The organism is Notoacmeibacter marinus, from assembly GCF_002238045.1.
Classification (GTDB): Bacteria; Pseudomonadota; Alphaproteobacteria; order Rhizobiales; family Rhizobiaceae; genus Notoacmeibacter; species Notoacmeibacter marinus.
Genome location: NZ_NBYO01000002.1, coordinates 286,431 through 308,614, shown reverse-complemented (window position 1 = coordinate 308,614; position 22,184 = coordinate 286,431). Strand labels below are relative to the sequence as shown.

General features: G+C 61.2%; 22 protein-coding genes and 1 other RNA gene. 10 read left to right on the top strand and 13 right to left on the bottom strand.

The annotated features are described in order from the left end of the window. Positions 1 to 13: 13 nt before the first annotated feature. Positions 14 to 187 carry a hypothetical protein gene (locus tag B7H23_RS16035; RefSeq protein WP_206608886.1) on the bottom strand — a complete coding sequence of 58 codons (174 nt, stop codon included), beginning with the start codon at positions 185 to 187 and terminating at the stop codon, positions 14 to 16. A 29-nt stretch (positions 188 to 216) separates the two neighbouring features. Here B7H23_RS16035 and B7H23_RS09635 point away from each other — a divergent pair, with 29 nt between their 5' ends. Next, positions 217 to 717 (top strand): CreA family protein, encoded by a 501-nt coding sequence (locus B7H23_RS09635; RefSeq protein ID WP_094077212.1) that lies wholly within the window; start codon positions 217 to 219, stop codon positions 715 to 717. Beyond that, positions 714 to 1,385 (top strand): DapH/DapD/GlmU-related protein, encoded by a 672-nt coding sequence (locus B7H23_RS09630; protein ID WP_094077211.1) that lies wholly within the window; start codon positions 714 to 716, stop codon positions 1,383 to 1,385. Before B7H23_RS09635 ends, B7H23_RS09630 begins: the two co-directional genes overlap by 4 nt. A gap of 19 nt (positions 1,386 to 1,404) precedes the next feature. Here the strand turns inward: B7H23_RS09630 and B7H23_RS09625 are convergent, their stop codons facing one another. Both B7H23_RS09625 and B7H23_RS09620 read right to left on the bottom strand, forming a co-directional pair. Then, positions 1,405 to 1,584 carry a hypothetical protein gene (locus tag B7H23_RS09625; protein ID WP_094077210.1) on the bottom strand — a complete coding sequence of 60 codons (180 nt, stop codon included), beginning with the start codon at positions 1,582 to 1,584 and terminating at the stop codon, positions 1,405 to 1,407. A gap of 196 nt (positions 1,585 to 1,780) precedes the next feature. Further along, positions 1,781 to 3,379, bottom strand: coding sequence for an isocitrate lyase (locus B7H23_RS09620; RefSeq protein WP_094077209.1), 1,599 nt, complete (start codon positions 3,377 to 3,379; stop codon positions 1,781 to 1,783). A gap of 450 nt (positions 3,380 to 3,829) precedes the next feature. Between B7H23_RS09620 and B7H23_RS09615 the strand changes: the two genes are divergently transcribed. Further along, a complete protein-coding gene (locus B7H23_RS09615; protein ID WP_094077208.1) occupies positions 3,830 to 4,942 on the top strand; it encodes an acyltransferase family protein in 1,113 nt (370 codons plus the stop codon). A gap of 9 nt (positions 4,943 to 4,951) precedes the next feature. Here the strand turns inward: B7H23_RS09615 and B7H23_RS09610 are convergent, their stop codons facing one another. Both B7H23_RS09610 and B7H23_RS15895 read right to left on the bottom strand, forming a co-directional pair. Next, positions 4,952 to 6,457: a globin-coupled sensor protein gene (locus B7H23_RS09610; RefSeq protein ID WP_094077207.1), complete on the bottom strand. Its 1,506-nt coding sequence runs from the start codon at positions 6,455 to 6,457 to the stop codon at positions 4,952 to 4,954. A 123-nt stretch (positions 6,458 to 6,580) separates the two neighbouring features. Continuing rightward, positions 6,581 to 6,820 carry a hypothetical protein gene (locus tag B7H23_RS15895; RefSeq protein ID WP_139943702.1) on the bottom strand — a complete coding sequence of 80 codons (240 nt, stop codon included), beginning with the start codon at positions 6,818 to 6,820 and terminating at the stop codon, positions 6,581 to 6,583. 85 nt (positions 6,821 to 6,905) lie between these two features. Between B7H23_RS15895 and B7H23_RS09605 the strand changes: the two genes are divergently transcribed. Continuing rightward, positions 6,906 to 7,115, top strand: a complete 210-nt coding sequence (locus B7H23_RS09605) for a cold-shock protein (RefSeq protein WP_094077206.1) — start codon at positions 6,906 to 6,908, stop codon at positions 7,113 to 7,115. A 187-nt stretch (positions 7,116 to 7,302) separates the two neighbouring features. On the opposite strand, the gene B7H23_RS09600 is transcribed toward B7H23_RS09605, so the two are convergent. The 4 genes from B7H23_RS09600 to B7H23_RS09585 form a co-directional block, all read right to left on the bottom strand. Then, positions 7,303 to 7,485, bottom strand: a complete 183-nt coding sequence (locus tag B7H23_RS09600) for a hypothetical protein (protein ID WP_094077205.1) — start codon at positions 7,483 to 7,485, stop codon at positions 7,303 to 7,305. Between the two features lie 11 nt (positions 7,486 to 7,496). After that, positions 7,497 to 9,971, bottom strand: a complete 2,475-nt coding sequence (locus B7H23_RS09595; RefSeq protein ID WP_094077204.1) for an ATP-dependent helicase — start codon at positions 9,969 to 9,971, stop codon at positions 7,497 to 7,499. A 96-nt stretch (positions 9,972 to 10,067) separates the two neighbouring features. Next, entirely contained in the window at positions 10,068 to 11,711 is a 1,644-nt protein-coding gene (locus B7H23_RS09590; RefSeq protein WP_240535044.1) for a chloride channel protein, read from the bottom strand. Beyond that, positions 11,708 to 12,250: a thioesterase family protein gene (locus B7H23_RS09585; protein ID WP_094077203.1), complete on the bottom strand. Its 543-nt coding sequence runs from the start codon at positions 12,248 to 12,250 to the stop codon at positions 11,708 to 11,710. Before B7H23_RS09585 ends, B7H23_RS09590 begins: the two co-directional genes overlap by 4 nt. A gap of 174 nt (positions 12,251 to 12,424) precedes the next feature. Here B7H23_RS09585 and B7H23_RS09580 point away from each other — a divergent pair, with 174 nt between their 5' ends. Further along, positions 12,425 to 16,294 carry an AsmA family protein gene (locus tag B7H23_RS09580; RefSeq protein WP_094077202.1) on the top strand — a complete coding sequence of 1,290 codons (3,870 nt, stop codon included), beginning with the start codon at positions 12,425 to 12,427 and terminating at the stop codon, positions 16,292 to 16,294. Here B7H23_RS09580 and B7H23_RS09575 read toward each other — a convergent pair. The 4 genes from B7H23_RS09575 to ssrA form a co-directional block, all read right to left on the bottom strand. Further along, a complete protein-coding gene (locus B7H23_RS09575; protein WP_094077201.1) occupies positions 16,252 to 16,554 on the bottom strand; it encodes a ribbon-helix-helix domain-containing protein in 303 nt (100 codons plus the stop codon). The genes B7H23_RS09580 and B7H23_RS09575 overlap by 43 nt on opposite strands. A 40-nt stretch (positions 16,555 to 16,594) precedes the next feature. Continuing rightward, positions 16,595 to 16,777, bottom strand: coding sequence for a DUF4169 family protein (locus B7H23_RS09570; RefSeq protein ID WP_094077200.1), 183 nt, complete (start codon positions 16,775 to 16,777; stop codon positions 16,595 to 16,597). Beyond that, the gene (locus tag B7H23_RS09565; RefSeq protein WP_094077707.1) at positions 16,774 to 17,361 is read right to left on the bottom strand and encodes an SspB family protein; all 588 of its coding nucleotides are present in this window, start codon (positions 17,359 to 17,361) and stop codon (positions 16,774 to 16,776) included. Before B7H23_RS09565 ends, B7H23_RS09570 begins: the two co-directional genes overlap by 4 nt. A 136-nt stretch (positions 17,362 to 17,497) precedes the next feature. Beyond that, positions 17,498 to 17,868, bottom strand: a transfer-messenger RNA (tmRNA) gene (ssrA, locus tag B7H23_RS09560). A gap of 88 nt (positions 17,869 to 17,956) precedes the next feature. Between ssrA and B7H23_RS09555 the strand changes: the two genes are divergently transcribed. The 5 genes from B7H23_RS09555 to hflC all read left to right on the top strand — a co-directional run bounded on the left by B7H23_RS09555 (position 17,957) and on the right by hflC (position 22,124). Beyond that, positions 17,957 to 18,274 carry a DUF2853 family protein gene (locus B7H23_RS09555; RefSeq protein WP_094077199.1) on the top strand — a complete coding sequence of 106 codons (318 nt, stop codon included), beginning with the start codon at positions 17,957 to 17,959 and terminating at the stop codon, positions 18,272 to 18,274. An 85-nt stretch (positions 18,275 to 18,359) separates the two neighbouring features. After that, positions 18,360 to 19,154, top strand: a complete 795-nt coding sequence (locus B7H23_RS09550; protein ID WP_094077198.1) for a thymidylate synthase — start codon at positions 18,360 to 18,362, stop codon at positions 19,152 to 19,154. A gap of 5 nt (positions 19,155 to 19,159) precedes the next feature. Continuing rightward, positions 19,160 to 19,729, top strand: coding sequence for a dihydrofolate reductase (locus B7H23_RS09545; RefSeq protein ID WP_094077197.1), 570 nt, complete (start codon positions 19,160 to 19,162; stop codon positions 19,727 to 19,729). Positions 19,730 to 19,869: 140 nt separating this feature from the next. Further along, positions 19,870 to 21,084 (top strand): FtsH protease activity modulator HflK, encoded by a 1,215-nt coding sequence (gene hflK, locus B7H23_RS09540; RefSeq protein WP_094077196.1) that lies wholly within the window; start codon positions 19,870 to 19,872, stop codon positions 21,082 to 21,084. Beyond that, positions 21,084 to 22,124 carry a protease modulator HflC gene (gene hflC / locus B7H23_RS09535; RefSeq protein WP_420814475.1) on the top strand — a complete coding sequence of 347 codons (1,041 nt, stop codon included), beginning with the start codon at positions 21,084 to 21,086 and terminating at the stop codon, positions 22,122 to 22,124. The genes hflK and hflC overlap by 1 nt, the downstream gene beginning before the upstream one ends. Positions 22,125 to 22,184: the final 60 nt, after the last annotated feature.

Sequence of the window (22,184 nt, the reverse complement as noted above, 5' to 3'; positions counted from 1 at the left end):
GCCTGCTCGACTCTCAAAGACAGGTGATGCCGCTCGTGGTGAGCGTCTGATAAATCGCCAAGCCATGCATATGCCAGCCGCTCAGACTGACCAGGCCCGCTATGGCCACAACGCCGGTCAGAAGATAGAGAGCGGCGATAGTTCTGGCGTGGGATTGTCGCACCATCCATCCTATATGCCACTGCATGCCCCAAGCGTCCAGAAAGGTTTGAAACCATGTATTTGAAGAAACAATATGCGCTCGCCATGCTCGCCGGCTGTCTCGCCTTCGTTCAGCCTTCCACGGCAGAAGAAGTCGGCGAAGTCGATGTCGACTGGCTCGGCAACGATATCATCGTCGAAGCCATTGCCGATCCGAAGGTGAAGGGCGTGACCTGCCATGTCGCCTATTTCGAACGCGGCGTGATCGACCGCCTGCAGAAAGGCAACTGGTTCGAAGATCCCTCCAACAATTCCATTGCCTGCCGGCAGGTGTCCGAGAAGGTGGAGATCGGCGATATCGAGCTCGACGAGGAGGGTGAGCATGTCTTCTCGCAGCGCCAGTCGCTGATCTGGAAGAGCGTTCGCGTCACGCGGATATACGATGCCAAGAACAAGACGCTGGTCTATCTCGCCCATGCCCAGCAGGTGCAGGATGGCTCGGCGAAAATGAGCATTTCGACCGTGCCGCTATGGAGCGCCGATGTGGCATGGGAAAACGGTGAGCCCGGCCAGTGACGGATCGGCCTGAGGCTGCGTACGACGAGAACCGTGACGAAGAGCTGCGGTTTCTCGATCCCGAGCCACGCATCCACAGCACGGCGCGGCTGAAGGGCTGCCGGATCGGCCGCTATGCGGAGGTTGGCGAGCGGGTCATCCTCCGCGACGTTCATGTCGGCGACTTCACTTATTTCGAGCGGCAGGGCGAGGCGATCCATGCCGATATCGGCAAGTTCTGTTCGATTGCCGCCAATGCGCGGATCAATGCGCTCGATCATCCGATCGGGCGTCCGCTCGGTCACAAGATCACCTATCGGCCGAACGAGTATTTCCGTTGGCAGCCCCTCGATGCGCAATGGCGGGGCGAGCGTGCAGCCAAACGCGTGACAATCGGTCATGATGTCTGGATCGGCCATGGCGCCGTCATCATGCCTGGTGTCGTTGTCGGCAATGGCGCTGTGATCGGTGCAAATGCCGCCGTGACCGCCGATGTGCCGGCTTACACAATTGTCGGCGGGGTGCCGGCGCGGCCCATTCGCCGGCGCTTTTCCGAAGCGATTGCCGAAAGGCTGGAGCGTCTTGCGCTTTGGGACTGGCCGCTGGAGCGGCTATACGATGCCATATCGGATATGCAGAAACTCGATATTACGGCGTTTCTGGAAAGACATGAGACCGGTTCGGTATAAGGTCGATGCCGGTCGACCGTCAGCGGCGGCGGAAAGGTTTGCCGAGCCTGAGGCGGCCCAGCATCAAATCGACGATCGATGGACGCTGTGGCAACAGAAATAGATCGCCGACATCGATGATGCGCTGGCTTTTGCGGTTCAAGAGCGCAGCAAACCAGCCGTCGGAAAGTCTCCATCCATGACGTCGATCGATCATCATTTATCGATTATCCGATTAAAAGTTTAACGATCTGTTTACGTATGGTCTTCCTGGATCGCTGAACCACGCCGCCATGGACGAGCCTGCTATGAAAACGCAAAAAGGGCCGGCTTGCCCCCGAGCCGACCCCAGATCGCCCGCAGGAGCGGAGCGATCAGCCGGGCGACGCCGATGCGCCGCCCGGTTTTCAACATGATTACTCGGCGGCGAACTGATTCATGGTGTTGTCCTTGCCGCCCGCTTTGAGGGCAGCCTCGCCAGCGAAGTACTCCTTGTGGTCGTCGCCGATATCAGAGCCGGCCATGTTCTGGTGCTTGACGCAGGCGATGCCCTGGCGGATTTCCGCCCGCTGCACCGGCTCGACATAGCCCAGCATGCCTTCGTCGCCGAAATAACGCTTGGCCAGATTGTCGGTCGACAGTGCCGCCGTGTGGTAGGTCGGCAAGGTGATGAGGTGGTGGAAGATGCCTGCTTCACGCGCGGCATCCGCCTGGAAGGACTGGATGCGGCGATCGGCTTCGATGGCCAGATCCGTGCCGTCGTAATCCACGCTCATCAGCCTGTCGCGATCATAGGCAGACACATCCTTGCCCTCTTCGCTCCATGCATCGAAGACCTGCTGGCGGAAATTCAGCGTCCAGTTGAAGGACGGCGAATTGTTGTAGACCAGCTTGGCGTTCGGTATCACTTCGCGGATACGCTTCACCATGCCGCCGATCTGGCCGATATGCGGCTTCTCGGTTTCGATCCAGAGCAGGTCAGCGCCGTTCTGCAACGAGGTAATACAGTCGAGCACGCAGCGGTCTTCGCCGGTGCCCGGCTTAAACTGAAAAAGGTTGGACGGAAGGCGCTTCGGACGCATCAGCTTGCCGTCGCGCTTGATGACGACGTCGGAAGCGTTCAATTCCTCGACAGTGACTTCTTCGCAATCGAGGAAGGCGTTGTACTGGTCGCCGAGATCGCCCGGCTCTTTGGAGTAGGCGATCTGTTTGGTCAGACCCGCGCCGAGGCTGTCGGTGCGGGTAACGATCACGCCGTCCTCGATGCCGAGTTCCAGGAAGGCGTAGCGGCAGGCGCGCACCTTCTGCAGGAAGTCTTCATGCGGCACGGTGACCTTGCCGTCCTGGTGGCCGCACTGCTTTTCGTCGGAGACCTGGTTCTCGATCTGCAGCGCGCAGGCGCCGGCTTCGATCATCTTCTTGGCCAGGAGGTAGGTCGCTTCCGCATTGCCAAAGCCGGCGTCGATATCCGCAATGATCGGCACGACATGCGTTTCGTGATTGTCGATCTTGTGCTGCAGTTCGTTGGCGCGGTTGGTGTCGCCATTCTCACGCGCTTGATCCAGTTCGCGGAACAGCATGCCGAGTTCCCGGGCGTCGGCCTGGCGCAGGAAGGTGTAAAGCTCCTCGATCAGCGCGGGCACGGAGGTCTTCTCGTGCATGGACTGGTCGGGGAGAGGGCCGAATTCGCTGCGCAGGGCCGCAACCATCCAGCCGGAGAGATAGAGGTATCGGCGCTTGGTGGAGCCGAAATGCTTCTTGACGGAGATCATCTGCTGCTGGCCGATGAAGCCGTGCCAGGCGCCGAGACTCTGCGTATACTGGCTCGGATCGGCATCGTAGGCGGCCATGTCCTCGCGCATGATCTTCGCAGTATAGCGCGCAATGTCGAGGCCGGTCTTGAACTGGTTCTGCGCACGCATACGGGCGACCGCTTCCGGCTCGATATCGCCCCAGGTCTCGAACTTCTTCTTCAGGTCCTGAATATCCTGAATGGTTTGCTGATAAGCGCTCATTGCGGGGTCCTCGTCATTGACAATGTAAAAACCTGTAACGGTCTGTGGCGCGGCAGTGCGGCAGAAGAAGGCAACTGCCCGTAACTTCGGCCAACCGCTTGAGGCTGGATATGCGCCACCTCGTGCGATCTGTCACGGAAAAAGCGCCTTTGGCCTTGTCAAAAAGATGTCATTTTGTGCAGCGCAGAAGTGTTAAGGTCTGTGAATTTGTATGACTTTTTACAGGATTTACCCCTTCAATCCGTGTCTGGAGGATGGTTTGGACAGGGCCGACGTCAGTCCTCACGCCAACCGAAGCAGTCCGTCGGAGGATTGTGGATACACTTTGCCCAACATCAGTCAGAAACGTAGCAGCCAGCACGGGATGCGACAGCGAATGTCTGCGTGAACAATGCCGCCCGGCATGGAACTTGCGGGGCAGGGGGCAATTCGCGACCGGAGCGTCTCAATATGGCACAGCGCAACTTTCATTGGCTCGATTATGGGCGTTTTCTATCGGCTCTTGCCGTGATGCTCTTCCACTATTGCGACGATGGCGAGCTTGAGGGCGTTCTGCCGTTCGCCGTGGATCTCGGTCCGATGGGTAATCTGGCGGCGCGGCACGGCCACCTCGGCGTCGACGCCTTCTTCGTGGTATCCGGCTTTGCGATCGCACTGACGGTGGTTGGACAGAGCCCAGGGACGTTTGCGCGCAAGCGCTTCGTGCGGCTCTGGCCGACATTCTTTCTCTGCATGAGCGCGACAGCGTTTGTCCTGACGGTCCTTCCAGAGCCGTTCGGTCCCGTATCGACCGGGCAATATGTCGCAAATATCTCGATGGTGCCGGAAGTGTTCGGCTTTTCGCGTATAGACGATGTCTATTGGACGCTCGCCCGGGAACTGTTCTTCTACGCGCTTGTGTTCGGCCTTATCGTAGCCGGAAACGTCCACCGGCTCGAGGCAGCGGCGATCTGTGTTCTCGTTGCGCTTGCGGCTGGTGAATTCACGCCGCTGCGCCATACCAGTCTGACGGATTACTGGCCGCTATTCGCCGCCGGAATCCTGTTCGCCCGAGTTCAGATGACCGGCTGGTCGCCAATTCGTGTCGCAGCACTGATCCTCGCGCTCGGTGTCGCATTGGTTCAGGTCGTCGATCGCGCCGAAGAAATCAGCGAATTGCGGGGCGTCGTTCACGACCCGGTTATTGCTGCCTGGGTCACCGTAGCAATATTCGTGGCTTTCTGTGCCGCGACGACGCCGTCGGCGGCAAAGCTGAAGTTGCCGCACGCCCGTGCGCTGGGGCTTGCGACCTATCCGCTATATCTACTGCACAATGCCATCGGTCTGACGCTTCTGGCGCATTTCGCGCCAGCGACGTGGCCGCTCCTGTCCATAGGCTTTGTGGCCATCGCAATTATCGGACTTTCGCTTCTCGTTGTCGCCGTCTGGGAAAAGTGGCTAGCGCCCGTCTGGCTCTGGCTGGGCCGATTGCTGGTGGAACGGCCCATCGACAACGTCATCTTGAAGTCCCCGCCGGGCGGCTCACGCAGTTCCATACGCCAGAACGCCCAACCGGTTGACTGACAGGCCTTGTCAGGCGGCCAGATCGGCAGCATCTTCCGTTTCCCGCAAGGCTTGAAACGCGGCCAGCATAGCGTTGATGGCGTGGACTTCCGAGCTGAGCGAATCGCTTGCCGCCGACAGTTCTTCGGCGATGGCTGCATTCTGTTGGGTGGCGGTGTCGAGCGACAACACGGCAGCGTTGATTTCATCGAGGCCGGCCGACTGTTCGCGCGCTGAGTCCACCACCGCCAGCACATCCTGGCTGATCTGGCGCACGTCCTCGACCATGCGGGCCAGCGCCTCGCCGGTATCGGAGACCAGCTGTACGCCTGTCTTGACCTCTTTTCTCGATCCCTCGATGAGCTGTTTGATTTCCTTCGCCGCGCCAGCGGAGCGCTGCGCCAGAACGCGGACCTCGGAGGCGACCACGGCGAAGCCTCGGCCCGATTCGCCTGCGCGCGCGGCTTCCACACCGGCGTTCAACGCCAGAAGATTGGTCTGAAACGCGATCTCGTCGATCACGGCGATGATACTTGAGATGGCCTCGGAAGATGAATCGATCCGCCCCATTGCCTCCACGGCATCCGTCACGATCTGCCCGGAAGATTCCGCCTTCTGGCGCGTTTGCGCAACCATGTCTCCAGCCTTTTCGGCTCGTTCGAAAGACGATTTTACATTGGCTGTCATCTCTTCCAGCGCGGCGGCCGTTTCCTCAACGGATGCCGCTCCGATCTCGGCGCGACGCGATAGGTCGCTGGCTGCGGCATTGATTTCGACGGAACCGGACTGGATCTTTTCGGCAGACCCGCCGATCTCGTCCATCGTGGCAGCCAATTGCTGAAGGGCGGCATTGAAATCCGCCTTCACCGTAGCGTAGCCATCGGGGAGATCGGCGTCGATCTGGTAGGTCAAATCCTTTTTCGCGAGGGCCTGGATCGCATGTCGGAAGGCTCCCATCACCATGTTGCGTTCCGCATCCACCGCATCCTGCTCTGCCCTGCGGGCTGCTTCCACCTCTTCGATATAGACGGAAACCGACAGTTCCATATCGAGCAGAACGGCCTTTGTCAGGCTGACCAGACGATCGCTGAAGTCTTTAGCGGCACTCGGCGAGGCGGACCGGGACAGGCGCTTCTTCGGCCAGTATTCATCGACGATTCCGGCAATGAGCTGCGCCATCAGCAGGCTGTAGCCCCCAATGTACCAACTCGGCGCAAGACCGATCCGCGCATGGGCGTTGCCGATACGCTGGACCCGCCGGGTATAGTCGTTGTCGAAGCGGCCTTCGAGAATGGCCATCCAATGACCGATCTGCGCTTTCTGCGCGGACTTCATATGCTGGTCGGACGAAAAGAACTGTCGGGTTTCCGGCGTCTGGCGGATGACATCGTAAAAGCGTTCCAGCCCTTTTGGAAGATCGCGCGCGATCACCGGTCGCAATTCCCGCAACCGTTCCAGGCAGGCGTCATCCATGTTGAGAAAAGCAAGGCGGCCGGCAATATCGGTTGTCGTCTGCTTTTGCGTATCGGTTTGCATTTCAATCACTTTCGCCAAGTTCCGGACAGTGCGCGGGATACGAACTGCGTGTGCCCAGTGATGATCTTCCCAAAGGTTAGATTCGGTTAAAATTTGTCACAAATTGTTGCATATGCTCATAAGTCATTCGTCGAAATATCGGCGGGTTTCTTCATCGGACGAGGCCCTGGCCGCACCCTTCCTGTCGGCCGCACGGTCGAAGGTGGCCTTGGCTCCTCGCCGCTCTACAATCGCAGGCTTCTCACTATTCGTTGGCTCATGAGCAAAATCACTGCGCGCCGCCTTGCTATTAACGGCCAAAGCACCTACATCATCGGCATCGATCTTGATGGACGTTTCCCATCCCCGTGCTTCGGCACGCACTGTGAACTCTCTGAAATATCGATACTCACCATGCCCCGATCTGGGGCGTATCTTTGTACCGATTTTTCTTTGAGGAGATCGCCAAATGGCTACCGGTACCGTAAAATTCTTCAACACGACCAAAGGCTTCGGCTTCATTGAGCCGGACGATGGCGGCAAGGACGTTTTCGTTCATATCTCCGCTCTCGAGCGTAGCGGCATGGCTGCTCCGGCCGAAGGCGACAAGCTGAACTACGAAGTCGTCGCCGATCGCCGCACCGGCAAGAGCGCCGCCGAGAACCTCTCGGCCGCTTGATCGGATCAAGTTCGCCGGCCCGTTCCCGAGGGAGCAGGCCATGGCGGAACGGCTTTGGCGCGATGACCACGGATGTACTGGCATCGCTGACGAAGCCTTGGGAAGGCCGGCTTGCGCCGGCCTTTTTCATGTCCGGATTTTCGCTCGCCGCACGGTTTGCGACCCGGTTGAAGGGGGCCGCGGCGGTTTATCCGCCTGCCAGCCAGGCCCATGCCCATTTGGCGCCTTGCCAGAGCGAAGCGCCGAAGACGATGACGATCGCAATCTCGATCGCCACAGAAACCGCGAAGATAATCGCATGGGTTCGCTTGGAGAAGCCCAGAAGATGGGTCTTCTTCGGCGGTTCCTCAGGCGCGTTCTCGTCGGACATAGAGCAGATCCTCAACCCGGCGGGTTGAGAAAACTTTCCAGCACGCGCTTTTGGCCGGCCTTGTCGAATTCGACGGTCAGCTTGTTACCGTCGATGGCCACGACATTGCCATTGCCGAATTTGAGATGAAACACCCGGTCTCCCTTGGAAAAGCGGCCCGGTTCGTCGGTCACGCTCTTGGCCACCAGTTCGCCTTCGATCTGGCGGCCGCGCCGCCCGCCATCCGCTTCGCCATAGCCGATCCGCTCGACGCGGGACGACACGCCCATGCCGGAGCGCCCGCCCCAGTTCTCGCGGGTTGCGTCGGTGCGGTTCTTCTGCGCGCGCTGCCAACCGGGCGAGCCGTAGGACGAGCCGAACGGCTCCATCCTATCGAAGCGGGACGCGCCATAGCCGCCGCGCTCGCCGAACCCGCCCGCGCCATAGCCGCCATAGCTTGCCGGCGCTTCCATCACCTCGACATGCGCCTCCGGCAGTTCGTCGACGAACCGCGACGGGATCGTGCTCTGCCATAGGCCATGGATACGGCGGTTGGACGCGAACCAGACATGCAGATTGCGCCGGGCACGGGTGACACCGACATAGGCCAGGCGGCGTTCTTCCTCCAGACCGGCGCGGCCGCCCTCATCCATGCTGCGCTGGTGGGGGAACAGGCCCTCTTCCATACCGGGCAGGAAAACAGTGTCGAACTCCAGCCCCTTGGCGCTGTGCAGCGTCATGACCGAGACAGCATCGAGATCGCTATCGCCGCTATTGTCCATCACCAGCGCGACATGTTCGAGGAAGGCGCGCAGGCTGTCATATTCCCCCATCGCCTCGATCAGTTCCTTAAGATTGTCGAGGCGGCCCGCTGCGTCGGCGGATTTATCCGCCTTCCACATGTCGATATAGCCGCTTTCCTCAAGAATCGATTCAGCCAGTTCGACATGCGGAGTCGAATCAAGGGCTTCGCTCCATCGCCTGAAGTTTTCGACGACCTCGCGCAACGAGCTGCGGGTCTTGCCCTTGACCTCGTCAGTGCCGACCAGATCGGCCGCAGCCTGAAGCATGGGGCACTGCCGCGCGCGCGCCGTGTCGTGGATCAGGCGGACGCTCGTGTCGCCGATCCCACGCTTCGGCACATTGACGATCCGCTCAAAGGCCAGATCGTCAGCGGGATGCGCGACCACACGCAGATAGGCCATGGCGTCGCGGATTTCCTTGCGCTCATAGAAGCGCGGCCCGCCGATCACGCGATAGGGCAGGCCGAGCGTGACGAAGCGCTCCTCGAATTCGCGCATCTGAAACGAGGCACGGACAAGGATGGCGATATCGTTGAGTTTCCCGCCCTTCGTCTGGAGCGCCTCGATCTCCTCGCCGATAGCGCGGGCCTCTTCCTCGCTGTCCCAGGCATTGTGCACCTTGACGCGTTCGGCGTCCGGGTCGGTCAGATCGGTGAAAAGCGTCTTGCCGAGCCGGCTTTCATTATTGGCGATCAGCGCGGATGCGGCGGCCAGAATATGCTCGGTGGAGCGGTAATTGCGTTCCAGCCGGATCACGGTCGCGCCGGGAAAGTCCTTTTCGAACCGCAGGATGTTGTCGACCTCCGCGCCGCGCCAGCCATAGATGGACTGGTCGTCATCGCCGACGCAGCAGAGATTGACCGCGCCGCCGTCTGGCCGTTGCGCCAGAAGGCGCAGCCACAGATATTGCGCGACATTGGTATCCTGATACTCGTCAACGAGAATGTAGCGGAACCGGCGGTGATACTCCGCCAGCACATCGGCATGTTTGCGGAGGATCGCGATGGGATGCAGCAGAAGATCGCCGAAATCGGCGGCGTTCAGCTCGGTCAGACGGCGCTGATAGGCGCGGTAAAGCTCGCGCCCCTTGCCGTTGCCGAAGCTGCGCGCATCGCCTTCGGGGATCGCGTCCGGGCCGAGCGCCTTGTTCTTCCATCCGTCGATGAGGCCGGCGAGCGTCTTGGCCGTCCAGCGCTTGTCGTCCAGACCCTCGGCCTGGATCACCTGTTTGAGCAGGCGGATCTGGTCGTCGGTATCCAGAATGGTGAAGGTGCTCTTCAGCCCGACCAGTTCGGCGTGCTTGCGTAATATCTTTACGCCGATCGAGTGGAACGTACCGAGCCAGGGCATCCCTTCGATCTGCTCGCCGACGAGCAGGCCGATGCGCTCCTTCATCTCGCGGGCGGCCTTGTTGGTGAAGGTGACGGCGAGAATCTGGCTCGGCCAGGCTTTTCCGCTCGACAGGATGTGCGCGATGCGCGTGGTCAGCACGCGGGTCTTGCCCGTGCCTGCGCCAGCCAACACCAGAACCGGGCCCTCTGTCGTCTCAACCGCAAGGCGCTGTTCCGGGTTCAGGCCGGACAGGTAATCGGTAGACTGTCTCTGGCCGCGGGCGGCCATGGCGCGTGCGGCAATACCGCTCGGACGCGCGGGCGGGTTCTGGCCATCACCGGGCAGGGGCCAGTCGTCAGGTAGATCGATCATGGGACCAGATGTAGCGATTCGGCGCGCCGTTACCATACAAAACGGGAACGGGGACATGAAAAGTGATGGGAGAGCCGCCACGCCTTAGGTCATGATCTAGCGATGCTCTTCCTCGGATACGGAGATCAGCGCGCGGTTGAAGTGGGAGAGGGCGCGGATCTGCGTCAGATGGGCGATGATGGTTTCGCCATCGTTCGGATCGATGACCGGCAGGCGCGAGCGGCCGCTCATATCGAACTGGCGCAAGGCGGTTTCCAGCGTGTCGATTGGGCGGAGAGCCCATTCCTTCAACTCGTCCGTGACGGTTTCCGACTCCGCGTCCTCTTCCGGCATGGTCATGATATCCATGACCTTGGTGCGGGTTGCCAGATCGCGGTGCGGACCGGCCCGCAAATTGAGGCCACGGCCTTCGAGCTGCCACTGGAACCAGGAGCGGCCATGAAATGCATGGTTGACGCCATAGGCGACCGCGACGGTGAGAAGCAGGGCGATGGAGAGCGCATAACCGCCCGTCAGTTCGAATACGATCAGCGCCGTCGATACCGGTGCCCCGAGAACCGCGCCGGCCACCGCTCCCATGCCGAGGGCGGCATAGAGGCCGGTGCTGGACGCGTCGATCTCGACCGCCGAGGCGGCGATCTGCCCGAAGGCCGCGCCAGCGACCGCGCCGAGATAAAGGGCAGGCGAGAACACCCCGCCACCGAACCGGGAGGCCAGCGTGACCGATGTGGCAACGATCTTCAGCACCAGCAGGATCAGAAGCGTCATGATCGGGATTTCGCTGCGCAGCGCCTGGTCGGTCGTGCCGTAACCGACGCCAAGGACTTCCGGATAAAAGACGCCGATCGCACCGACAATCAGACCGCCGATGACAGGTCGCATCCAGAGCGGCATCGGTACGCCGCGCGCCATGTAATCGGCGGCGAAGAGACTGAACTGGAATGAAATGGCTACGATGGCGCAGACGATTCCGAGCAGTGCGAAGGCCGGAAATTCCCAATAGGTTGCGACAGCGAGCGGCGGCACGTTGAAGGCGGGTGCGTCGCCGCTCCAAAGTCGGGAGAGAACCGAACCGGCGGCGGACGCAATGACGATCGGCACGAAGGCACGGCGGGAATAATGGTTCAGGATGACTTCATGGGCGAAGAGGACGCCTGCAATGGGCGCGTTGAACGAGGCGGAGATCGCGCTCGCTGCGCCTGCTGCCAGAATGGTCCGGCGCGACCAGAGCGGCAGGTTCAGTTTGGAGACTAGCGCGGTGGCCAGCGTCGCGCCAAGATGGACGACCGGGCCTTCGCGCCCGGCGCTGGCGCCGCCGCCGAGCGAGATGACGGTGGCAAGCGCGCTCCAGGCGCCATCGGCCTTAGAGAGGCGCATCTTGGCGCTGGCGCGAACCTCGATCACATCGGCCACGCCAAAGGGGCGCCGAACGGAAATGCGCTCCAGAATGATGCCGACAAGAAGGCCGGCAATGGGCGGTCCTATGAAAATCTGCCATGCTGGCCGGGCGTGAATCCAAGGCACCAGCGACTCGCTTGGAATGCGCACCCAGATGTTCTGAACGAAGAAGATAGCTTCTCGAAAGGCAATGGCCGCAACGCCGGCGGCCAAGCCGCAGATCAATGCCATCAACCAGACCGTCGGCTGACGGCTGGCGACGAAGTCCCGCAAATTCGGACCGATCCAACCTGTCAGCCGGGCGAAAAAACGGTCGATATGGGCGCGTATCCAACCGGTCACGACTGTCCCCGCGCAGGCCCAGGCCGCCGGCTTATACCGATCTGTCCGCCGGCAGCGCCGGGCTGCGGCAGATCGGCCTGCCGCTCCGCAAGCTCGGCGATCGTTTTAGCAATATCGCGCGGAAAGGGAGCGACCCTTGGACCGCTCATATCGACATGGAGACACAGCCCTTCGCCGGTCGCTGCGATCCAGCCTTCGTCGGCCTGACGCACCTCCTGAAAGACGTGGAGGCGCTTCTCATCGTGATCCAGCAATTGCGTTGCGACGATCAGCGTCTCGCCCTCCATCACCTCCCTCAGGAAGCGGGTGTGGAACTCTGCCGTATAGATGGAGAGATTGCGCGTGTCTCTGTAGGCGGCGCCGATTCCGATATGATCGAAGAGATCGTCGACGCCCAGATCGCAGACCCGGTTGTAATAGGCCATGTTCATATGGCCGTTATAGTCGATCCATTCGCGAGGCACGGTGATCGGGCGCGAGCGGAACCAGCCCTCCTGATCGAAGGCCGGAAGTAAACCGCCCACATTGCGCCGTGTCATCGCCAGTCCTCCTGACCCTAGATTCCAGAGCCATAGAGCTTTCGCAAGCCATCGCGATGCTTATCCATTCCGTGTCCGATACCGACGGGCAGGGCGTTTTGTAGCGCATTCGCCGCCTCATAGAGCAGCATCAGCGAAGACGGACCTTGAACAGAGCGGCGTTTCGCGTTTTGTGTGACGGGACAACGGCACGGATCGTCTGGGAGAATCATTCTGGCCCGCCTACTGGTCTTCATCGGTGGATTACTGGTCCTCGTTCTGGCTGCAGCGGCCATCGTTCCGCCTTTCATCGACTGGACGGATTATCGCAGCCGCTTCGAGGCGCAGTCGTCGCAATTGCTCGGGCGCCCGGTTTCGGTGGATGGTCAGACAGCGGTTCGTCTCCTGCCGTTTCCATCCATCACGTTTCACGATGTGACCGTCGCGGACGATGAGGGCGAACCGATCTTCGTCGCCGAAACCTTTTCACTGGACGCCGAGCTTGGGCCGCTCCTGTCGGGCGAATTCCGCATTTTCGATATGCGGATGGATTCGCCGCTGCTTATGCTGACAGCGCATCGCGATGGCCGCATCGACTGGCCGTTCAAGCTGCGCATTCCCGATCAATTGCAGCAGATTACCGTCGAGAGCCTCGCCATAGAGGACGGCGCCATCTTCGTCACGCGCGGCGAGGGGCGGCCGGAGGTCAGGATCGACGATATCGATGCGCAATTGTCGGCGCGTTCCCTTGGCGGACCGTGGCAAGCGGAGGGTCAGGCAGTCTCCGAACCGTTCGGGTCTCTGGCCTTCACGCTCAGTACGGGGACCGGAAGGGCGGATGGCTCGGTCGGTCTTTCCGTGCGCCTGAAGCCGGCAAAGTACCCGGCATCTCTAGCGATCGATGGTGCGCTTCGCGCTGACAATGGGCTGCCGCGCCTGGATGGGACGTTCCGTCTGACCGCCGCTCAACAGGACAGCGAAGACGATGCGCCCGCGGCGATCCGCATCAACGGTACGCTGGCCGCAACGCCGAACAGTCTCAGCAGCGACAAGTTGCGTCTGGAAACGGGGGCCGCTGAAACACCCTATGCAGCGACAGGTTCCGGCGCATTCGATCTCGGCGACACGCCCAAATTCACCGTTCGATTGAAGGGCGACACAGTGGGTGGCGCCTTGTCTGAAAATCGTGGCGACGACGATGAGTTGCGAGGCACGATCGGCGATGGCGAAAACCGTTTCGGCCGCACCGATCCCATCTCGCCCGCCGAAATCCGCCAGCAGATACTGACATTTTTTCAAGCGCTTCCCGCTCCGCTCATCGATGGCCGGCTCGATCTTCGCCTGCCTGCCATCATCGATGGTGCCACCACGATCCGCGACGTCGTTCTGGAAGCCGAAGCGCGCGACCGGCAATGGCTGATAAACAAGCTGGCCGCCGATCTTCCCGGGCGCACCCGTCTCGAGGCCGAAGGCTCGCTAAGGACCGGCGATAGGCCGGGCTTCGACGGACGTGTCGTTCTGGCCGTCCGCCAGCCTGGCAATTTTCTCAGCTGGCTCGGTGTGGAACGCCATGAGGCGCTGGCCAGCCTGTCTGCCGCGGGGTTCGAAACCGATCTCTCGCTCGGACCGGACAGTTTGCGTTTATCCAATCTGGAACTGGCCATCGGCCCTTCGCGGCTGACCGGGGCGGTTGAGCGGACCGATGAAGGAAACATTGCCGCCGATCTGAGAACCGATGGTCTCGGCGAAACGGCGATCGATCTGTTTCTCGGTTTCATAGATGAGATACGGCGCGAAGGGCCCGTTGCGGCTTTGACACTCTCGCTGTCCGGTGGACCTTTCGTGCATTCGGGTCTCGCGGCGGACAACGGGAAGGTTGGGCTTACGGCTGGCGGCGGCTCGATCGACATCGCCGAATTGCGGCTCGACAATTTCGCGGGAAGCCAGGTCGAAGGCACGGGGCGGATCGAGAATGACGATACCGGTGCGCGTAGGATCGCACTCGACCTCACTGCTCTGTCGGAGGACTTCTCCGGCCTTTCAGCAGCGCTTCGCCGCGTACCGGCCTTCGAACGGCTTGCCGCTCTTGGAAATCGCCGCCTTCGCAATGCGCCCTCGCTTGGAAGGAACGGGCGTTTCGTCCTATCGATCACCGGCGATCCCGAAGCGGCATTGACGGTCGATTTCAACGGCGAAACAGCTGCCGCGGAACTGTCTGGAACGGCAGCGCTTCAGATGGACAGGGCTGGTCTGCCGCTTCGGTCCGGATCGGTATCGCTGCGGGCGGAGGGGCTTCGTCCGACCGTGGCGGCGCTCGGTCTCGAAGTGCTGCCGCTCGACACGGCGGGACGCTACGCCATCGACGCAACCCTCAGCGAAGACGGACAGGTGAACGTGCAGCTGCAGGGCGACGACGTCGTTGGGCAGGCCGATCTCATCTTGCGTGACGATGGCGTTTTGGCTGGTGGAGTTTCGTTACAGACCAGCAATATTCTACCGGTGACGCAACTCCTTGGCTGGGCCGCGCCGACCGACGCGCCTTCGCTTGCGTTCGGTCTGGAATCCGAAGTGGTTCGCGACGGCAACGCATTCGATCTTGCTTCCGTGACCGGCAATATCGGCGATACCGCCTATAGCGGTGCACTTACTGTCGATATCGGCGCCACCCCGCCGAATGTTGCTGGCCGGCTCAAAACCGACCGGCTCGATCTCGGCCCGCTCTTTGCAAGGTTGATGGGAGGGGAGCTGCCTCCAGCGCTTCAGCCTCCCGCGCTGGCCGGCGGTGAGGGCCTCACATTGGGCAGGGCAGCGGAGGATGGAACCGAAATGCGCGAACCGTCGTCCGTCCGGTTCGACGACACTGACTTCGCTCTGCCTCAGACATTGCCGTTCCACGGAGAGTTGTCGGTCGAAAGCGCCGAATTGCGGCTGGGGCGGCTCGCCGCGCAGGCCGCCAGGCTGACCATCGAAGCAACCGATGAAAGGCTGGCCTTTAGGGACGTCAGGGCGAACCGCGCCGGCGCGCCGATTGGCGGCTCGGCGACCTTCACCCGCAGCGGGCCGTCGCTTCTCACCGACATCGAGGCGAATATTTCAGCCCTGAAGCTGACCGACCATAGCGGCGGCTATCTCGACGGGGCGGTGGATCTGTCCTTGCAATTGACCGGGGGCGGACGCGACCCAGCCGGCCTGGTGCGTTCATTGAGCGGATCAGTGACCGTGACACCGGTCGAAGAGCATGTCGCCGTGCGCGGTTTCGCGACTGACATTCTTGGCCAGACGCTGGCGCGTGCCGACCGTGTCAGCATCGAGCAGCGCGATTCGAACGCTCCGGTCGATCCGACAGCTTCGATTGCGCCTGCCGTCGAACTGGCGCGCTCGCTCATCGGCAATGGCGAAGCAGTCGAACTTACAATCGAGCCATCGGTCTGGACGGTTGCAAGCGGTGTCGTTCGAAGTCCGCTTCTGAATTGGGTTGTGCCCGGTGGGTCTTTGTCTGGAACGATGACCTATCAGCTGGCGCTGCAACAGATCGATGCCGATCTGCGGCTTATTCTCGAACCGCTCGGCGAAACGGCGATGGCTTCGCTGAAGCCAGCGATCGGCATTCGCCTGTCCGGTCCGCCGGATGCTGTGGAAGCGAGCATCGACACCACCCTTCTGGAGCAATATCTGACGCTACGCGCGGTGGAACGCGAACAGGCGCGTCTCGAAGCGCTGGAAAAACGCATCGCCGAAGAGGCGGCTCGCCGCAAAGCAGAAGCCGAAGAGCGCCGCCGGCAGCAGGAGGCGGAGGCCAAACGGAGAGCCGAAGAAGAGGCGCGCCTGAAGGCCGAAGAGGAAGCCCGGCGCAAAGCGGAAGAGGAAGCGGCGCGGAAGCGTGCTGCGGAGGAGGAGGCCAGACGGCGTGCCGCTGAAGAAGAGGCAGAGCGTTTGCGGCAGGAACGGCAACGTCTGGAGGAAAAGGCGCGGGCGGCATCGCGCGAGCCATCATCGCCGGCCCTGGTGCCGGAGGATCGCCTTCAACTCGAAGGGCTCGTGCCCGATCTGCTGCCCGACGGCTGAGATGGCGCATCGCCCGGCACGGAGGTTGCGTTTTCCGTCGCCGCGTTACAACGGGCCTTCAAATCGTCGAGGACAGTCAGGCGCAACGCGCTTGAAAGGTTGGTGTCCGGCGGGCGTTTGGCGTCGATCGTCCGCACCAGCGCGGCAAACGATACGCCGCGACGATCCGCCAGGTTCTTCAGCTCCTCAAGGAAGGGATCTTCCAGCGAGAACGACGTGCGATGGCCGGCTATCGAGACCGATCTCTTGCGGATGGTCATCGACGAAGACGGGCGGACATATCGTAGAGCGCGCGGACAGTCATTCGTCCAGACGATGGCCGTCCAGGTGCCGGTCCTGGCGATCCTTTGTCAGCCGCGCCTCTTGCTTTTTCGACTTGTTCCGGCCGTGGAGCCGGCGATTTTCTTCGGCTCGCCTAGCCTCATCCTCCCGCTCCCGACATTTGCGATAGCGGCGAAGATTGACGACGTCGCCCGTCGTCACTTGTTCTTCCGAAAGGCATCCAGCGAGACGACATCGGCCGCCGGCTTCTGCTCAGCTTCGTCGTTCTGTGCGGGTTCGGCGTCCTTGGCCTTGGATTTTCTGGCCGTTTTCTTTTCCCCCGGCTCGCCTGTTGCCTTGGCGCCGGTTTTAGCTGCGGCGTCGTCCTTCACCGCCGCGACCGGCGCCGGCAGTGAGGTGACCTCGGCATCGCCGCTCGCCTCCTCATCCAGGCGCACATCGAACTCCAGCTCGAAATTCACGCTCGGATCATAGAAGCCGCGCACAGCGGCGTATGGCACTTCGAGTTTTTCGGGAATGTCGGAGAAGGAAAGGCCGACGGAAAAGCCCGTTTCCGTGACTGTCAGATCCCAATATTGATATTGCAACACGATCGTCATCTGCTCGGGGTATTTCTCCCGCAGACGTGATGAAATGCGCACACCCGGAAACTTCGTCAGGAAGGTGATGAAGAAGTGGTGGTTGCCTGGCAGACCGGCTTTCGTCACCTCGGTCAACACTTTACGCATGACACCGCGCAGCGCTTCCTGCGCCAAAATATCGTAGCGAATCTGGTCTTGCGTCATTGCGGGATCGTTCCTGTCGGCACCATGGCTTTGACCGTTTGGCGAACGGGTATAGCGCAGCACCAGGGCCGCGTCACGCATCCTTGGTCCGCAAAGCGTTAATAGATCGTCGAATGGCGCTCGAATAGGCGAAAAAAGTGGAGGCTTCTGTTGCCAGGCGCCTCCGGGCCCCGCCTGAAAGTGCTAACCCTCAGGACTTCAATTCGAGACTATCGCACTGCTTACGCAGCGAGACGTGCCTCAGCATAGTTGTCGTTTGCAACTATAGGTTCGACCCGATGACGGTGGTATCATGCCGGGCAAAAAGTCGATCTTTACACCCTCGTCGATCCTGTTTCGCCCCCAACACCAGCCGCCCTGACATATTCGCCGCCGGGCGGTTCGTGGTGGAGGCGCCGGGTACTGCCCCCGGGTCCGATAGGTTTATTACATCGCTCGTTTATCGCCATAGCCGATCCGAAAACCGGCAAGGCCAATATAGTGGCGGAACAGTCTTTATGGAAGAGCCGTGGAGGACGCTCTTTGCGCCCTTGCCGACAGCGGGGTTTTGGGTTGGACTGCTTCGGTCCGACGCTCAACCGAGAAGGAAGCCGGCATGGCAAAATATGCTGAACAGCTCAAAAGTTACGATAAGGACGCCGATATGGCGGTTCTCGAGACGATCGAGAAGCGCTATGCCTCGGTGCTGGCCCGACGTGAAACAAGAACAGTCGCCTGCAGCCAGAAGTCGGAGCGTGAGACCGTCGCCAAGAACTGGGCGCAGGACAAGCTGGGCGTTTCCTACGAAGATGGCATCAAGGCCGTCGAGGCGATGTGCGCCATGATGAAGGGCACCCGGGCCAAGAACCGGGCGGTCTTCTATTATCTCGTCGCCAAAAAGCTCGACAAGCTGGACACCGTTCGCAAGATGTGAGCCGGTGCGCCCGGCAATCGGGCATGCTAGCTTTCCGATAACGACTCGAAATGACCTCGGCGCACAGTGCCGGGGATGGTGGACGATGCGGCAATATCTCGATCTTCTGGACGATGTTCTGACCAATGGCGTGGACCGTGGAGACCGGACCGGAACCGGTACGCGCGGCGTTTTCGGCCGGCAGATGCGCTTCGATCTGACGGCGCATTTTCCGCTGCTTACGACCAAGAAGCTGCATTTGCGCTCCATCATCCACGAATTACTCTGGTTCCTGCAGGGCGACACGAATATCGGCTATCTGAGGGAAAACGGCGTTACCATCTGGGATGAATGGGCCGACGAGAATGGCGATCTCGGCCCGGTGTATGGTGCGCAGTGGCGTTCATGGCCGGATGGCGATGGTGGAACGATCGACCAGATCTCCCGCGTGGTCGAGCAGATCCGCACCAATCCGAATTCGCGACGGCTGATCGTGTCGGCCTGGAACCCGGCGCAGGTCGACGAGATGGCGCTGCCTCCGTGCCATTGCCTTTTCCAGTTCTACGTTGCGGACGGGCGGCTGTCGTGCCAGCTCTATCAGCGCAGCGCCGACATCTTTCTGGGCGTGCCGTTCAACATTGCCTCCTACGCGCTGCTGACCGCAATGGTGGCGCAGGTGACAGGGTTGAAACCGGGAGAATTCGTTCATACGCTGGGCGATGCGCACCTCTACCACAACCATTTCGAACAGGCGCAAGAGCAGTTGAAGCGCAAGCCGGGGCCGCTGCCCACGCTGTGGCTCAATCCCGAGGTCGATGCGATCGACGGCTTTTCCTTCGACGATATTCGTATCGACGATTATGTCGCGCAGCCGACGATCCGTGCCCCAATCGCGGTATGACAGGAATGAGCCAACGCGCCCCTGTCGAAATCGTTGTCGCCGCTGCCGAGAACGGCACCATCGGTCGGGATGGCGAAATGCCATGGCGGCTATCGAGCGATCTGAAGCGGTTCAAGCAGATCACCATGGGCTGCCCAATCATCATGGGCAGAAAGACTTTCGAGAGTATCGGCAGACCGCTGCCGGGCCGGCTCAATATCGTCGTCACGCGGAACTATGACTGGGAAGCTGACGGGGCACTGCGCGCCGGCTCGCTGGATGCCGCGCTCGATCTGGCGGCGGCGCATATCGAAAGCACGGAGCGTGCGGCGCGGGACGATGGCGATGACGATCCCGAGCTATCCATCTGTATTATTGGCGGCGGCCAGATCTACGAGCAGGCGCTACCCGCCGCCGACGTCATTCACATGACGCGTGTTCTGGTCCCAATCGACGGCGATACGGTGTTCCCGCCCTTACCCGCCAGCGCATTCGAGCGCATTCATTCCGAAGACGTCCCGGCCGGCCCGAAGGACAGCCATCCGACCCGTTACGAAATATGGCAGAGGCGACACGAGGCGCGAGCGCGGTCCTGAAAAATTCCTCCGATCCAATCTGAAGAATGGAAAGGCGGCCATGCGCGTTGAATTGCAGCACCCGGCTACCTATTAAGAGATGAATTCCTTTCCTTCGTGCTGGTGCGCGCGAGGAAACAACCAGCACAATTGGAGGCGCAATGCCCTGGAGCAATCAAGGCGGTGGCGGTGGCGGTGGCCCATGGGGCGGCGGCGACAAAGGCGGGGGCCGAAATAACGGGCCATGGGGCAATGGTCCCCAGCGGCCACGCGGCCCCCAGAACAGCGCGCCCGATCTGGAAGATATCATTCGCCGGGGACAGGACCGTATCCGTCGCATGGGCGGCGGCGGCCAGCGCGATGGCGGCGGCGGCGGCAATGGCGGCCTTGGCGCCGGAATGATCGCCGGAATTATAGCCGTCGGCGTTGCCGGCGTGGTGCTGTTCCAATCCTTCTATACCGTACAGCCGGATCAGATCGGCGTCGAACTCCTCTTCGGAAAGCCCAAGCAGGAATTTTCCGAGCCGGGCCTGCATTTCCATTTCTGGCCGCTCGAGACTGTCGACAAGGTAACGACAGCCGAGAAGCTGGTAACGATAGGGACGAACAATTCGTCCCGCGACACGTCCGGCCTGATGCTGTCGGGCGATCAGAACATCGTCGATGTCGTGTTCTCCATCGCTTATCAGGTCTCCGATCCCTCCAAATATCTGTTCGCGGTGTCCGATCCGGACGACATGCTGCGCCAGGTCGGCGAAAGCGCTATGCGTGAAGTGGTCGGACGTCGCCCCGCGCAGGACATCTTCCGCGATAACCGCGCGGAAATCGCCGAGCAGGTCCGCGAGACCGTTCAGGTTACGCTCGACGATTACAATTCGGGCCTCAGCGTGAACGCGATCTCGATCGAGGACGTGGCCCCGCCTTCGCAGGTCGCCGACGCCTTCGACGAGGTGCAGCGCGCCGAGCAGGACGAGGACCGTTTCGTTGAGGAAAGCAACCGCTACTCCAACCAGGTACTCGGCCAGGCGCGTGGTGAAGCGGCGCAGATTCTGGAAGGCGCCGCCGGTTACAAGAATCGCGTCGTTCAGGAAGCCATGGGTGAAGCCCAGCGCTTCTCCTCGATCTATGAGGAATACGCCAAGGCGCCGGAAGTCACGCGCAAGCGCCTTTTCCTGGAGACCATGGAGAACGTGTTCCGCAACTCCAACAAGGTGATTGTCGAACAGGGCGCTTCCGGCACGAATGGCGTGGTGCCGTACCTTCCGCTCAACGAACTGCAACGGTCGAACGACCGCCAGTCCGGAACCACGTCGAGCACCAATTCGCGGGCGCCGAACACCGGCAACCAGTCCGCGACCTCGGGAGGTAATCAGTGATGAACCGGATTACTCTGCTCCTTATCGCGGTCGCCGTGGTGATCGTGGCGGGTCTTTCCTCCATCTTCGTGGTCAATGAACGCCAGCAGGCCATCGTGCTGCGGTTCGGTGAGATCGTCGATGTTCAGGAAGAGCCGGGCCTTTATTTCAAACTGCCGGTGCTCGACAGCGTTCAACTGGTCGACGACCGGGTCCTCCGTTTCAATCTGGACGATATCCGCGTTCAGGTTTCCGGCGGTAAGTTCTATGTCGTGGATGCCTTCGTCGCCTACGAGATCGACAATCCGCGGCGGTTCCGACAGGCCGTTTCGGGTTCCGTGCAGCTGGCCGAGCAGCGCCTTCGCACCCGTTTGGATGCGGCCCTTCGCCGGGTCTATGGCGGCCGGGGCTTCGAAGCGGCGCTGTCCGAAGAACGCACGGAGATGATGCGCGAAGTGGCCGAACAGCTTCGCCCATCGGCCGAATCGCTTGGTCTTCGGATCGAGGATGTGCGCATTCGCCGCACCGATCTGACGACGGAAGTCAGCCAGCAGACCTATGACCGTATGTCGGCGGAACGTCTGGCCGAGGCCGAGCGGTTGCGTGCCCGTGGTCGCGAGGCGGCGCAACGTATCCGCGCTCGGGCCGACCGTGAGGTCGTGGAAATCCGGGCCGACGCGCAACGCCAATCGGAGATCCTGCGCGGTGAGGGCGATGCCGAGCGCAACAGCATTTTCGCCGAAAGCTATGGTGAAGATCCGGAATTCTTCGACTTCTACCGGTCTATGCAGGCTTACGCGCAGTCGTTGGACGATAGTGGATCGACACTGGTTCTTTCGCCGGATTCAGAGTTCTTCCGTTATTTCAGCCAGGCTGGTGGCGGCGATCTTTCGGCGGTTGCACCAATCGCGCGCCAGCCTTCGTCGGGTGACGAGCAATCCTCATCGACAACGCCGGTGGTCGATGATGCTCCAGCAGCCGAAGAAGAAACAGCGCCTGCGGCAGCTACCGAAGGCGATGCGGCTCCGACGGAAGAACCGTCGCCCGCGCCGGCGAACTGAAGCTGACGTCGACTTTACGACAAATAAGAGGGCGTGGATCGGATCCGCGCCCTCGTCGTA